This window comes from Bacteroidales bacterium (genome assembly GCA_012519055.1).
GTDB lineage: Bacteria > Bacteroidota > Bacteroidia > Bacteroidales > Salinivirgaceae > JAAYQU01.
The window spans coordinates 66,286-81,968 of record JAAYQU010000013.1; the positions used below are offsets into that span (position 1 = coordinate 66,286).

Sequence of the window (15,683 nt, forward strand, 5' to 3'; positions counted from 1 at the left end):
ATTATATCAGCATGACACCTTTATTAGTTCTATTGCTTTCAGTTATTGTCCCAATTATAGCGGCTTTTATCTTGTTGGACCGGTTTTTCAAAAAGTCGTTTTTTGTGTCTGTTGGGAAGGTATGGGTATTTACCTTGATTTTTATCGCTGTGACAGTTACGTTGAAGTTTACAGTTTTTCCCGACACAATAGTGTATAAGCTATCAATACTATTGGTAAACGTAATAGTATGTGTTTTATCTTTTGCTTTTATTGCCAAAAGGTATGTAAGACCTCTTTGGAATGTTGTAAATATTCTTAAAGCCATATCGGAGGGACAAATTGAAAAAAATGTAAAAATATCCCACAGTGGAATTGCTGAAGATACAGATTATGGTATGCTGATCAGCTCTACAGAAAGCCTAAAAGAAAAATTAGCTTCAATGGTAAATGAATTGCAGAATGAGACCAATTTATTATTGAAAGAGAGTGAAAATATGCATAAATTATCTCAAAACTTTTCAAGTAACGCTACTGAAAGTGCCGCCAATGTTGAGGAGATATCATCATCAATGGAAGAAATGGTATCAACCATTGAACAAAATTCAGATTCTGCAAATCAGGCTGGTCAAATTTCCCGAATGCTGGCACAACATATGGGTGAAGTTGGTGAAGCATCAGAAAATGATTTAAATGTAATGCGTACGATTGCTGATGAAATTCATGTAATAACAGAGATTGCGTTTCAAACCAATATTTTAGCATTAAATGCCGCTGTTGAGGCAGCGCGGGCTGGTGAACATGGCAAAGGATTTGCCGTAGTTGCAGCTGAAGTGCGCAGATTGGCAGAACGTAGCAAAGTGACGTCTGAAAAGATTATCGAATTGTCGAATGGCGGAGTTGCAGCTATCCAAAAATCCTCGTCTCTGATTGTAGAACTCAAAGAACAGGTTCTAAAAACCAGTGGGTTTATTGAAGAGATTGCTGCGGCTAGTATGGAGCAAAGAAATGGTGCAAATCAAGTTAACAACGCTATTCAACAACTTAATGTTGCAACGCAGGAAAGTGCACATTCGCACGACAAACTGTTAGATACAGCTAACTTATTAAATAATCAGGCTGATAGAATTAAAGAACATTTAGACTACTTTACCATATCGTAGAAAAGATATGTAAATAAGATTTCAATTGTGTAGAATAAAGGGTTGAAGTTAGGTCTTCAACCCTTTATTTTGTAATTTCAAATTAACCAACCAAACAATTTGGTAAATAGTAATTTGTTATATTTGCAAATAAAACCATTAAGTCCGATATATGAAACGTTTAAATATCATACTCGTTTTTTCTGTATTATTGTTTAGTTGTAAATCAGATAACAGCACTTACTATATAGATAACAATCCATATAAAAAATTTGATAGTTATGCCGAATTTAAGACAACAATAAATGAATTGGCTTCAATTAACAAAACAGCAACTCGCGATTCTTTAATCAATTTATTTCTTGATAGTTTAAAGTCGAACCAAGAGATACCTTTTGCAAAAGACACTTCAGTGATGTTCATATATTACGGAAAAGCGAAAAACGTAATATTTACAGGTGATTTCAATCAATGGTCAGTCAACGATAAGAAATATGAGGCTAAAAAAATACGTAGCACCAATTTATGGATATTGGAACAAAATTTCCCTGACGATGCCCGTTTCGACTACAAAATATCAGTCAATAAAAGCGAATTAATTATAGACCCTTTAAACAATACGGTTCAAAAAAGAGAATCTGGTCCATACTCCGAATTGAAAATGCCATACTGGGAGGCTCCTAAGTACAATATTGAAAAAACCAACATTCCAAAAGGAATACTTACGGATGTTAAAACAATTTTAAGCAACGAAACAAATCTCGACTATAAGATTAATTATCAGGTATATCTGCCACATAATTATCAAACTCAAACAAATCTACCAGTAATTTATGTTACCGATGGTCACGAGTACTCTAACCCATTGTTAGGCAATATGATAACCGTTTTAGACAATATGATTGCCAACAATATAATAAAGCCTTTAATAGCTGTTTTTATCGACCCTCGCAATCCCGAAAACTTAGAAGAAAATCGCTCTGTAAGTGAATATGATTGCAATGATCGCTTTGTTGATTTTATTGTTCATGAACTTGTGCCAGAAATAGATAAATCATATAAAACAAACCCGCAAGCTGACAGTCGTGCTATACTTGGAGTATCATACGGAGGGAAAATATCAACCTACACTGGTGTTAAAAAACCAGAAATATTTGGCTGTATAGCTGCACAGTCACCTGTCTTAGACGAAAGTTTAATACGTGAATATGGCAAAAATAAAAAACTACCCATAAAATTTTATTTAAGCTGTGGCACATTTTACGATGTAAAAGATAATACTCAATTATTGCGCGATGTATTAATTTATAAGGGATATCCATTAGAATATATTGAGGTCAATGAAAGCGGCTCGTGGGGAGCATGGCGTAACCAAATTGATATTATTCTAAAATATTTCTTTAGAATTGAGTAAAAGGGTATTTAATATTTACAATTGCGCACTATACGACAGTGCTAATAAAGGTCAAACATCTTAGATTTTAGAATATGCCTTTAATAACTTTTAATGATATGATGGCCGATTTGAAGGCTAAAAAATATTATCCAATATACTTTTTAATGGGTGAAGAAGATTACTTTATCGATGAAGTAACCGACTATATCGCCAAAAACGTTTTAAAAGAGGAAGAACGCGATTTTAACCAGTCAATCTTTTACGGCAACGATATTACATTGCCAAATATTATTGTTGAAACTCGACAATATCCTATGATAGCGGAACGCAGAGTAATTATTGTTAAAGAGGCACAAAACGTAAAAGGAATTGATGGAAGCGATTCGGACAAAGAATCTGCTTGGTTAAATTACGCTACAAATCCAATTCCAACAACCATATTAGTTATAGCTTACAGAGCAAGACCAATTGACAAACGAAAAAAACTATACAAATCACTTGAGAAAAATGGAGCTATACTTGAATCATCAAGGCTTTATGAATCAAAAATGCCCGAATGGATTATATCATATGTTAAATCAAAAGGTTATGACATTCAAACAGCAGCAGCACAAATTTTAGTATCGCACTTAGGTAACGATTTGTCGAAAGTTACGAACGGTTTATCGAAACTGATGACCCTGTTACCAGAGGGAACAGCAATAAACAGCCAGCACATTGAGGATAATATTGGAATTTCAAAAGAGTACAACATCTTCGAACTTAATAAAGCCATAGGCTTACGCGACACAACAAAAGCATTTACCATTGTTGCGCACTTTGCAAAAAATCCAAAAAACAATCCTTTACCCTTGGTTATAAGACAGTTGTTTAACTATTTTTTAAAGATTTTAATGATACACACCACGTATCGTAGCCTTGGCAGACAGGAGTTAGCCAATGCACTATCTATTAACGCATATTTTATTTCCGAATATATTGAAGCTGCACGAAATTATCCAAAAGCTAAAGTTGAAAAAATCATAAGCTACCTAAGACATTATGATGCTTACAGTAAAGGTGTTAACGACACAGGTACAGAAGATGGCGAACTTATGAAGGAACTGATATCGCTGATTATGGTGTAACATGAGTAAAAAAGCATTAACAATATACAAAGCCTCAGCCGGCTCGGGCAAAACATTTATGCTTACAAGGCATTATTTGACTTTAGCGCTCGAGACGGAGAAAAATTATACTCATATTTTAGCCATAACTTTTACAAGAAAAGCAACAGCCGAAATGCGCCAACGCATTGTCGATGAGCTAAGGTTACTATCTTCAAATATCTCACAATCAGAGCATGCCAAATATATTTCAAAGGAATTAGATATAAGTTTAGAGGAGTTGCAAATCCGTTCACAAAAGCTACTATCATCTATATTACACGATTATTCTAATTTTTCGATTACAACAATCGATCAATTTTTCCAACGCATAATTCGTAGCCTTGCACGTGAACTTGGACTGCCCGCAGGATACAGAATTGAAATGGACGAGAAAAAAATATTGTCGCGTGCTGTTGAAATCATGCTGGACAAAACAAGTGATGATGAAGAGCTGTTCAATCTGTTCCTAGAATATGTAAAAAGCGAAGTGATAGATGAAAACAGAAGCCACATTTTCCATAACGCAATTATTGAATTTGTTGAAAAAATATTGCGCGAAGACTTAAAAAGTGCTTTCATAAAAATTGGTGATAAAGAATTTAAAAATATTGTTCAAACGTACCAAAAAACATTGCAAACGCAATTCTACACTTTTGAAAATGAATTGAAAAGACGTACAAACATTTTCGAAGAACGATTAAGACATTATAATTTCGAACTAAGCGATTTAAAAAACGGAACAAGGGCTAAATATTTATATAATGCAGTATCAAACGGTTTTAAATTTAAAACTGATGACTTAAAAAAGCTATTCGATACAGACATTGATGAAGAAAAGGACAAATTTCTGAAAAAAGATTTTCTTAAAGAAATTGGTAGTGGTTACGATAGTTTGAATCAAATATTTACCTATGATTGTCAATATTTTACAGACAATTATCCACGATACTATTTTGCTAAAAACGCACACCGAAATTTGTGGCATATACTGTTCTTTGCAAATATTTGGTACGAAATGAACCAAATAAAACAGAACGAAAACCTGTTTGTTATCGGTGACTCCCCTGTCCTACTATCACAAATAATCGACAAAAACGACACCTCGTTTATTTTTGAAAAAATTGCAAACAGATTTAATCATTTTCTAATTGACGAGTTTCAAGACACCTCTACATTACAGTGGGACAATCTGCGACCATTTGTTGCTAACAGCATGGCACAGTTCGATCCGCAACAACAAAAAGGTAGCGTTAATAACCTGATTGTAGGCGACGTTAAGCAAGCTATTTACAGGTTTAGAAACGGCAACTGGGAACTTCTGAACGAACAGGTTGATAAAGAGCTTAGTAACCTCGGTATCGATAACCAAGTGCTAAGTCACAACTGGCGTAGCTCAAAAACAATAATCGATTTTAACAATACAGCTTTTAATATACTAAGGAAAAAGTTGCCATTAGAGTATTTTTCCAACGTACCAGTTAAATACAGAAACGATTTAGACTCTCTATATAAAGATTATGAGCAACAATATCCGCACAAGACGGAAAAACAAGGTTATGTACAAGTTGTTGCGTTAGAAAAAGATGAATATAGAGAGACAACAGTAAACACCGTAGTATCCCAAGTGTTAGAAATGTTAAACAGTGGCGTGCAACAGGGCGATATTGCAATTTTAGTTCGCAAAGCTGAACATGGTCAAATTATTGCAGAAGCATTACTTTCTCGCAGTTCTGACATAACAAAACACAATCTGCAAGTTGCAATGTCTGATGTACTTTCGGTTGATAAGAGCATTGCTATTAATGCTATTATCAATACTTTGAAATATCTTTCTAACCCCAAAGAAGGGTATTATATTTGGATAGCAGCGTGGAACGTAGCTAAAACGCTTGGAACAGATACTAAAAACTTTTTTTGCCAAACTACGCAAAAACTGTTCCCTTCAGAATTTTTTGACTCTATAGAAGATCTGAAAAAATCGACTATATACGATGCTGTTATTAAAATAATCGAGATATTTAAGCTAAATACAAACAAAGACGAAATTCCTTTCCTTTCAAGGTTTCTAAATTTTATAACACAATATTTAGAAAACAGCTCATCTGATCAAAAAACATTTCTAAAATATTGGGAAGACGAAAGTTCAAATGTCAAGATACCATCACCATCGACAAGCAACGCTATACAAATACTGACGATACACAAAAGCAAAGGGCTTGAATTTAAACACGTTATATTACCCTTTGTCGATTGGAGGATAGTTAACAGCAACAAAGAGCTGGTTTGGGTTAAAGACCAAATTAACGATACAAAATTTCCTGTTTCTGCACCGTTTAATAAAAATGCCGAATTTTCAACTTATAAAGATTTTTTATACGACGAGTATTTTAATCTTGTAGTTGACTCATTAAATATTATTTATGTTGCATTTACCCGGGCTAAAACCTCGCTTTCAGTTTATACGACACAAAAACCTGCCACAAACACAGTCGGAGAATGGATTATTAACATGTTTAATGAGCAAGATAAATGGCAAGGAATAATCGATTGTGATGACAAAAGTAATTTCTTGAAATATACCTTTGGAGATAACAAATTGTTATACGAAGCTAGTGATACAACAGAAGAAACTGGGAATATTATTGACTCATTAACAGTAGATACCGATATTTCTGTGTCTGTGCGTAATAGCAGCAATTTTTATCCAAAAGATGAGGACACCGAACTCTCAGGAATTGAATATGGTACTGTCATGCACCGAATTATGGAGCAGATTACCACTTTGTTGAGTTTAGACAAGGCAGTGGATAAAATTGCCGCAACAGGCGTATTAAGCCGAAACGAAATAGTTGAGATAAGCAAAAAAATAAAAGATGCTATTTCTCAACCGCAAGTATCTGAATGGTTTTCGGAAGACTCAAAAATATACAATGAGCATGTATTAATTAGTCCTGATGGCAAACTTCTCAGACCCGACAGAATTGTTGAAACATCAGATGGCAAAAGGATTTTGATTGATTATAAGTTTACTCATGAACAATCAGACGACCATATAAACCAAGTTCATAAATACGCTAAAACTCTTGAAAAAGCAGGGAAAAAGATCGATTCTGCATATTTGTGGTATATGATTCAAAACAATATAGTAAAAGTGATTGGCAATTAGCATTTATAAATGCGGCGCACTGAGCAAAATCAAAGTGTGCAATTAACAATGAATGAGCTTCCCTAAATAAGATTGACAACTGTTAATTGTTAATTGTCCTACGAATGATATATTTTTCATATTTTTGTTTGGTTAAATTGTTGTGTTAAAATCGACAAAAATTCTTTAAAATATCTTTAAACATACCGAATAATGAACATATCTTACAATTGGCTAAAAAATTACATTAAACTTTCAGAAACCCCTGAAGCTTTAGCAGAAATATTAACCTCGATAGGGCTTGAAGTTGAGAGCATTGAAGAGATAGAATCAATCAAAGGCGGATTGAAAGGATTGATTATAGGAAAGGTTTTAGAATGTAAAAAACACACCAACTCTGATCATCTGAGCCTTACAAAAGTTGATATTGGTAACTCAAATATTTTGCCAATTGTTTGTGGCGCACCTAATATTGCTGCAGGTCAAAAGGTTGTTGTGGCAACAATTGGAACAAAGCTATATGATGATGATAAAGAATTTGAGATAAAAAAAGCTAAAATCAGAGGCGAAGAATCAATGGGAATGATATGCTCCGAAAGAGAGATAGGTATTGGTTCATCACACGCAGGAATATTAGTTTTGCCAGATGATGCCGTTGTCGGAACACCCGCAGCACAGTATTACAATCTTACAAGCGATTACGTATTCTCAATAGGATTAACGCCAAACCGCCCCGATGCTATGTCGCACGTGGGTGTAGCGCGCGATTTGTCAGCATATTTTAGCATTCGCGAAAAACGTGATTACAGTTTTCCAGATGTTTCTGACTTTAATATCGATCGAACCACAAATCCCACAACCGTTACAATTGAAGATAATGATGGTTGTTTTAGATATGCAGGATTGACAATCGAAAATATAACAATTACAGAATCACCAAAATGGCTTAAAGAAAAGCTAACTGCAATAGGATTAAACCCAATAAATAATGTTGTTGATATCACCAATTTTGTTATGTACGAACTAGGGCAACCATTGCACTCTTTCGACTTAGATTATATTAAAGGCAATAAAGTAATAATCAAAACATTACCACAAGGCGCAAAGTTTACAACTTTAGACGAAACGGAACGCACCTTAAACGCCAACGATCTTATGATTTGCAATGCCGAAGAGGGAATGTGTATGGCAGGTGTTTTCGGAGGTTTAAAAAGCGGTATTACCGAAAAAACAACGAGCGTTTTCTTAGAAAGCGCATGGTTTAATCCAGTAAGAATACGTAAAACAGCACGTTTTCATGGCATTTCAACCGATGCATCGTTTCGATATGAACGTGGCACCGACCCAAATATAGTTGTTGTTGCACTGAAAAGGGCTGCCAGCTTAATCAAAGAACTTGCGGGCGGACAAATTACATCGAACATAATAGATGTTTACCCAAAACCAGCTGAGAACTTTGTTGTCAACTTCAATCTTAACAAATTTAACGCTTTTGCAGGGAAAGATATTCCTGCCGATACTGTTAAAACCATCCTAAAATCATTAGAAATAGATGTTGAAGAAATAAACGACATCAACTACAAGCTTTCAGTACCTCCTTATCGTGTTGACGTACAAAGAGAAGCCGATATAACCGAAGAGATCTTGCGAATATACGGCTTTAACAATATTGAAATGCAAGAAAAAACCATATCGTCGATGGTACAAAGCCCAAAGCCAAATCCTGAAGCATTGCAAGATAAAATCAGCGACATGTTGGCTGCATCTGGGTTTTATGAAATGATGAATAATTCAATAACAAAATCATCATATTTTGAACAATTCAATAAATCCGAAGAATCAAAACTTGTTAGGATAATAAATCCATTAAGCTCAGATTTAAACTGTATGCGACAATCGCTGCTTTTTGGAGCACTAGAAACATTGCGATTTAACAGTAACAGACAACATCCAAACATGAAGTTTTTCGAATTCGGAAAAACCTACTTCCGTGACAACCAAGAGAGTGCACAGTCATTAAAGTCTTTTTCAGAAGTATACAGATTGGCTTTGATTACAACCGGCAATCAAAGTGAGCAAAACTGGAATGTGGCCGAAACACGCACATCATTTTTTGATTTAAAAGCAATAGTCGAAAATATATTTATCAGAATGGGTATTAACGACTTAAACTCTATACAGCTATCATCAGTCGAGAACGATATGTGCAGTGAAGGATTAAAATTTGTGTGCAGAAAAAAAGAAGTTGGCGAAATATGGATTTTAAATAAAAAACTTAACAAACTATTCGATATCCCAACAACTATATATTATGCTGAATTAGACTGGGAACTTTTATTAAAAATATACAAACAAAACAAAATAGAGTTCCGTGAAATTTCAAAATATCCCGCTGTAAGACGCGATTTAGCACTATTGATAAACAAAAACATAACGTTTGATAAACTGAAAGATATAGCTACAAAAACCGAAAAAGAGTTGTTGAAAAACGTTGGACTGTTTGACGTTTACGAGGGCGACAAAATAGCCGAAGGGTATAAGTCGTATGCACTTAGTTTTATCCTGCAAGATGAAACAAAAACATTGAAAGACGAGCAAATTGACAATACCATGCAAAAACTAATAAATGCTTTTGAACGCGAGGTAGGAGCAAAACTCAGATAAACAAACTAAATTTCGAGCTCTATTTTCCTTTGAAAAAAGAAAAATGGAACATTGTTTGTGGAAGAATTGCATAAATTTGTAATACTTAGTTAAGTAATTTCCTTAACAAAGAATTTCATTCAATTATCCGCTATTATTAACAATTAAACAAAACTAGTATGAAAAAATTTATTGTCGCACTTCTTGCGCTAATACCATTTGTAATTAGCGCACAAACAATTGTTAGCACCTCTCCACAAAACAAAAATGTGATTTTAGAGCAATACACAGGTATCAATTGCGGCTTTTGCCCTCAAGGCACCACAATTGCAAATCAGATCTATAATGCTAATCCGACCAGGGTTGTTATTATTGCTATTCATGCTGGTAATTACTCAAACCCAAGTGCAGGTCAACCTGATTTTAGGACGCCTTTTGGTACAGCATTGGTTAACCAATCTCTTCTTTCAGGGTTTCCTGCAGGGAGCATAAATCGTCATGTTTTCCCTGATTACTCTATGACACCCCCAAATGGAACTGCTATGGGTAGAGGTTATTGGGCAAGTGCTGCAAATCAAATTATGGGCGAATCTTCGTATGTAAATGTTGGAGCAACAGCCGAAATAGACCTGTTGTCCAGAGAAATTACAGTTTATGTTGAAGCTTATTATACTGGTAACAGTCCTGTTTCAACAAATAAAATTAATATTGTTCTTTTACAAGACAAAACATACGGATTTCAGGCAAATGGCGGTAGCAATTATGAGCATAATAACCGCTTAATTCATATGATTACAGGACAATGGGGAGCAGACATTACCCAAACTTCTGCTGGCTCTCTATATTCAAACACATTTACATACACTATTCCCGAACACTTAAACCAAATCCCCATTTTATTGGAGAATTTAAGGATTGCTGCTTTTGTTGCAGAAGGACAACAAGAGATAATTTCAGGTTTGCAAGTTAAACCTACTATTGTTAACGTGCCAGACGTTGAATATCTAATAGTTGGACACTCTATCCATTCAGATGTTTGGGAAGGAAAAATTGCACCTGCATTTTCAGTAAAAAGCTATGGAAATAGTGTAACATCATTAGATATCGAATACAAAGTAAATAATGAGCAGACTCATAGCTACACTTGGAACGGAAACCCTCAATTTCTAGAAACATTCGAAATAGTGTTGCCTGAAATTACTTTTGATGCTCAGCAAACCAACACACTGACAATTAATATTCTGAACGAAGACTTTTCTCCCGAGAATAACAGTTTAAATTTAACTTTAAACCTAGCTCCTACTGCTCCTATAAATGATATAAAAGTAGTGGTAAAACCTGATCAATATGGCTCAGAAACCACTTGGAATATAAAAAATGAAACAGGCACAATTATAGCCCAAGGAGGTCCTTACTCAAGCACTTCAGTGGTAACTCACGAATTATTCATAGATGATGGTAATTACACTATCTACGTATTTGACAGTTACGGAGATGGAATCACTGGTGGATACGTAAGGGTTAAATATGGAGATGAACTTATTTTAGATATTCCGGGTTCAACAATAGGCTCAAGCATATCAAAAAAAATCATAGTAAGTAGTATTATTGAGATTGATTTTAATCCGTATGATGGCTCTACTAGTGCTCCCGCTAATGGTCCTTTCAAAATCTTCCCAAATGTTCAAATGTATACGCCTGAAGGAGACGTTATTAACGAAGACAATGTATATTTTGCAGTTGAATTAAACAAAGACACAAATGAAGGTCAAATTATACCATACACCGCAACTGTTGATGGAAATCATACAATTAGCATTGTTCCTGACTATACTTTGAACGATGGTACGGTTGTATGTTTGTCACTTAATGCCAAAACAGTTGAAGGATATAGTATAAAACGTACTGTTCATTTCACAGTCGGTCCTGTAGGAATATATGAAAACGGCTATTCAAATATTTCAATATACCCTAATCCTGCAAAAGAATCATTTACAATTTCTGGAGTTAATTTTGGAGAGGTGTCAGTTTATTCATTAAACGGACAAATGGTTTTAATTAAGAAAATAAACCCATCTAATAATATTATCCCCACTGGTGACATGCAGGGAGTTTATATAGTAAAAATTCAAACAAACGATAAATCAATAATTAAACAATTAATAGTTATCGAATAGTTTATTCGTAAAACCAGAAAAAAGGGGATTATAAAAGTAATCCTCTTTTTTTTATCGTTTACTGAACAAAAAAAACTAATTTTGAGACTCGAAACTAAACAAGAAAAACAGTTTACACATGCTTACATTAAAACAAATAAAAGAGAATTACGATCAAGTAATAGCAGGGCTGGAGAAAAAAAAGTTCAAAAATATTGAGCTTATTGACGAAATTGTTAAAACCGACGATTTAAGAAAAGAATCACAGAAAAAGGCTGACGATGCATCTGCCGAACTAAATAATATATCCAAAACTATTGGCAAATTATTTCAAGAGGGTAAAAAAGAGGAAGCAGAAGCAGCCAGAGAGAAGACAGTAATTCTAAAAGATGAAATTAAAACCTTAACAGACGCTCAAAAAGAGGCAGAAACAGCTCTTGAAAAATTATTAGTTCTAATTCCTAATATTCCGCACATTTCAGTTCCTGTTGGATCTACAGCAGAAGATAACGAAATAATACGTTCAGGAGGAACAGTAAGTAAACCAAAAGCAGACGACCTGCCACACTGGGACTTGGCTAAAAAATATGATATCATTGATTTTGAGTTAGGTGTAAAAATTACAGGAGCAGGTTTCCCTCTATATAAAAATAGGGGTTCTAAACTTCAACGTGCTTTAATCAATTTCTTTCTCGACGAAGCTATCAACAACGGTTACATAGAAGTGCAACCTCCTATTTTAGTAAATGAGGATTCGGGTTTTGGTACGGGTAATCTCCCCGACAAAGAGGGACAGATGTACTATGTAAATGCCGACAACCTTTATTTATTGCCAACTGCCGAAGTACCTGTTACAAACATATATCGCGATATGATTCTCGAAGAGAAAGAGTTACCTATAAAAAATTGCGCTTATACACCCTGTTTTCGTCGCGAAGCTGGTTCATACGGTAAAGATGTCAGAGGGTTGAACCGCCTACACCAATTCGATAAAGTAGAGATAGTGTGCATTTCACACCCCGAAAATTCGTACGAGATACACGAAAAAATGGTAAACTATGTCGAAAGCTTAGTAAAAAAACTACAACTACCCTACCGAATTCTTAGACTTTGCGGTGGTGACATGAGCTTTACCTCTGCCCTAACGTACGACTTCGAGGTATGGTCACGCGCACAAGAGCGATGGTTGGAAGTGAGTTCAGTTTCAAATTTTGAAAGCTTTCAGGCAAATCGTCTTAAATGTCGCTATCGCGATGCGGAAACAAAAAAAACAAACTTAGTACACACGCTTAATGGTAGCGCATTAGCATTGCCGCGCATTGTAGCAGCATTGTTGGAAAACAACCAAACTGAAAAGGGAATTGTAATTCCTGATGTATTAGTACCATACACTGGTTTTTCTATTATTGACTAATTTAAAAAAGTAAAATGCAACAAACACCGTCTCGCATAATATTGGGTATCGATCCTGGAACCACAATAATGGGATACGGTTTGCTTGATGCATCGTGTAGCGATTTAAAGGTTATAAGTTTAGGAATCATTGATTTACGTAAAATTAAAGACCATTATTTAAAACTCTCCTATATTTACGACCGAACAAAGATGTTGGTTGAGCAATACTCGCCAGATGAGTTGGCTATAGAATCACCTTTTTTTGGTAAAAATGTTCAGTCGATGTTAAAGTTAGGTCGCGCACAAGGTGTTGCAATGGCAGCTGCTCTTAGTTATAAGATTCCAATATACGAATATGCTCCTCTCAAAGTAAAGCTTGCAATCACTGGAAACGGAAATGCTTCAAAAGAACAAGTGTCAGGCATGTTAATGAAAATGTTCAATATCGAAAATGAGCCATCATTTTATGATGCTACTGACGGTTTAGCTGTGGCAGTTTGCCACTATTATCAAAGCAAGAGCGTTCATGGAGGCAAAAGCAAGGGCAAAGCAAATTCATGGAGTAATTTTGTAAAAAACAATCAAGATAGAATTTGTTGACGACACGGTGACTAAGCCGAAGTATAAAAGGAACAAGGTGAAAGGTGAAAGGGACAAGGTGATGCACCGCATTCATAACTCGTAACTCGTAATTGCTAATTGATAATTGATAACGTGGGTTATGTTTTTAACATAGAGATGCCATAATATGATGTCTCTACAACACCTTAACATTCAGATAATTATTTATTCGTAATTGCTAATTGTTCATTGCTAATTGCTAATTCCTTGTCACGTTTTAAGCTTTTTCTTTTTAGCGGCAGGGAATAGTATATTATTGAGAATTAATCTGTATCCCGGCGAATTTGGGTACAACTCCAACAATGTATGATGGTCGCCTACATAATGTCTGTAATCTTCCGGGTCGTGACCACCATAAAATGTCCACGTACCATTGCCAAAATTTCCGTGAATATAGCGTGCTTCATCAAGTGCTTTATTTTCTCCCATTATAAGGACTTCGGGCTTAATTAAACGCTTATCGAATGCTGTTGTTTGTCCCATAAATCCTTTGATAACAGTTTCATGGTTTTGGCAAAGCATTGTGGGTACTGGATCCCACTTTGCCGAAAATTCAAACAGAGTAAAAACATCGTTACTCTCTGAAACTCTCCTGTTTTGCGTAACATCAATATTGGAATACTCGTATTCTAAAGGATTTAAAACTAAAGTAAAATCAGTAAATGCAAAGCATTTTGAGTAATCTAGCTTTGAGTTCATATCCGGATCATAAGGATCTCCATCAAAAACCTGGTGGCAGATATCCACTCCTTCCGCAGCCAAAGCAATATCAAAAGAGTCTGTACCACTACACATTGCGAATAAAAAACCTCCATTTCTCACATACTCTTTTATGGTTTTTGCAACCGCAAGTTTTAATAGTGAAACTTTTGAAAACCCTAAAGCTCTGGCGTCGTCTTCTGCGTTTCTTACTTGATTCTGGTACCAAGCTGTGTGACCATATGCTCCATAAAACTTACCGTACTGACCTGTAAAGTCCTCATGATGAAGGTGTAACCAATCATAATCAGATAGTTTGCCCAGAACTATTTCTGTATCGTACAAAACATCATACGGTACTTGTGCATATGTAAGAACCAAAGTAACTGCGTCATCCCATGGCAGAGCCTCTTTGGGACTATATACAGCAATGCGTGGGGCTTTATCTAACTGTATTGCATCTTGATTTACGTCCGGTTGTGAGATTTCATGCAATATTAGCTCTTGCTGAGCTGATGATATTGTTTGATACCGCACATTACGAATCAGACACTCCGACTCAATCTCTTTGGCGTAAGGCAAAAGGAAACTTCCTCCACGATAGTTTAGCAACCACCAGCCAGAAACGTCTTGCTGAAGCGCCCAATAAACAACTCCATAGGCTCGCAAATGGTCAGTCTGCTCATTATCCATAGGAATCAAAATCCCTGTGGCATACGAAGTTAATGTAATATTAAGGATACAAAAAATATAAAATATCTTTTTTATCATCACATCTTATTAATATCAAATTGTTTGAAAATTATTTAGGCTAAAAAGGCATGTCTGGGTCATCAACTAATAATATATCGTTGTTGTTTTGATTTAAAAGCTCCGGTACAAATTCATCAACCTCATCATTCATTTTTGACTGAATAATGGGTGCTTCGTTTTCAAAACTACTAATATCAGCCATCCCTTCTACTCTAATGTCTGTGAAGCTGGCAAACTCCGACCTGAAATTTAATATAATATCGCCTATTGCACCATTACGATGCTTGGCAACAATTATTTCTGCTTTGCCGTCAGAGTCGGTGCCATCATATAGGGTGTCTATTTTATAATATTCTGGTCTATGAATAAATATAACAAGGTCAGCGTCTTGCTCAATCGATCCAGATTCTCGCAGGTCAGACAGCTGAGGTCTTTTATTTCCTGTTCGCGTTTCTACCGCACGATTAAGCTGTGAAAGAGCTATAATAGGCACGTTCAGCTCTTTTGCCAACGCTTTAAGTGACCGCGAAATCATTGCCACCTCCTGTTCTCTTGAAGCCTGCTGTCCAGCAGTCATCAGTTGCAGATAGTCAATTATAATTAACT

The 15,683-nt window shown here is 35.3% G+C and carries 10 protein-coding genes; 8 read left to right on the plus strand and 2 right to left on the minus strand.

What is annotated here, in order from left to right; all coding sequences use genetic code 11:
• Nucleotides 1-11 precede the first annotated feature (11 nt).
• The 8 genes from GX311_02715 to ruvC all read left to right on the plus strand — a co-directional run bounded on the left by GX311_02715 (nt 12) and on the right by ruvC (nt 13,604).
• The gene (locus tag GX311_02715; GenBank protein ID NLK15287.1) at nt 12-1,142 is read left to right on the plus strand and encodes a hypothetical protein; all 1,131 of its coding nucleotides are present in this window, start codon (nt 12-14) and stop codon (nt 1,140-1,142) included.
• Between the two features lie 151 nt (nt 1,143-1,293).
• Nucleotides 1,294-2,535 carry an esterase family protein gene (locus GX311_02720; protein NLK15288.1) on the plus strand — a complete coding sequence of 414 codons (1,242 nt, stop codon included), beginning with the start codon at nt 1,294-1,296 and terminating at the stop codon, nt 2,533-2,535.
• Nucleotides 2,536-2,618: 83 nt separating this feature from the next.
• Complete coding sequence (gene holA, locus GX311_02725) at nt 2,619-3,644, plus strand: DNA polymerase III subunit delta (protein ID NLK15289.1); 1,026 nt, start codon at nt 2,619-2,621, stop codon at nt 3,642-3,644.
• A 1-nt stretch (nt 3,645) separates the two neighbouring features.
• Complete coding sequence (locus tag GX311_02730) at nt 3,646-6,831, plus strand: UvrD-helicase domain-containing protein (GenBank protein ID NLK15290.1); 3,186 nt, start codon at nt 3,646-3,648, stop codon at nt 6,829-6,831.
• A 192-nt stretch (nt 6,832-7,023) separates the two neighbouring features.
• The gene (locus GX311_02735) at nt 7,024-9,474 is read left to right on the plus strand and encodes a phenylalanine--tRNA ligase subunit beta (protein ID NLK15291.1); all 2,451 of its coding nucleotides are present in this window, start codon (nt 7,024-7,026) and stop codon (nt 9,472-9,474) included.
• Between the two features lie 158 nt (nt 9,475-9,632).
• Entirely contained in the window at nt 9,633-11,630 is a 1,998-nt protein-coding gene (locus GX311_02740) for an Omp28-related outer membrane protein (GenBank protein NLK15292.1), read from the plus strand.
• Between the two features lie 118 nt (nt 11,631-11,748).
• Nucleotides 11,749-13,023 (plus strand): serine--tRNA ligase, encoded by a 1,275-nt coding sequence (gene serS, locus GX311_02745; GenBank protein NLK15293.1) that lies wholly within the window; start codon nt 11,749-11,751, stop codon nt 13,021-13,023.
• A 14-nt stretch (nt 13,024-13,037) separates the two neighbouring features.
• On the plus strand, nt 13,038-13,604 hold the full coding sequence (gene ruvC / locus GX311_02750) for a crossover junction endodeoxyribonuclease RuvC (protein NLK15294.1): 567 nt from the start codon (nt 13,038-13,040) through the stop codon (nt 13,602-13,604).
• 231 nt (nt 13,605-13,835) lie between these two features.
• On the opposite strand, the gene GX311_02755 is transcribed toward ruvC, so the two are convergent.
• A complete protein-coding gene (locus GX311_02755; protein NLK15295.1) occupies nt 13,836-15,095 on the minus strand; it encodes an asparagine synthetase B in 1,260 nt (419 codons plus the stop codon).
• A gap of 40 nt (nt 15,096-15,135) precedes the next feature.
• The coding region (locus tag GX311_02760) for a replicative DNA helicase (protein NLK15296.1) at nt 15,136-15,683 on the minus strand (548 nt) is incomplete at its 5' end.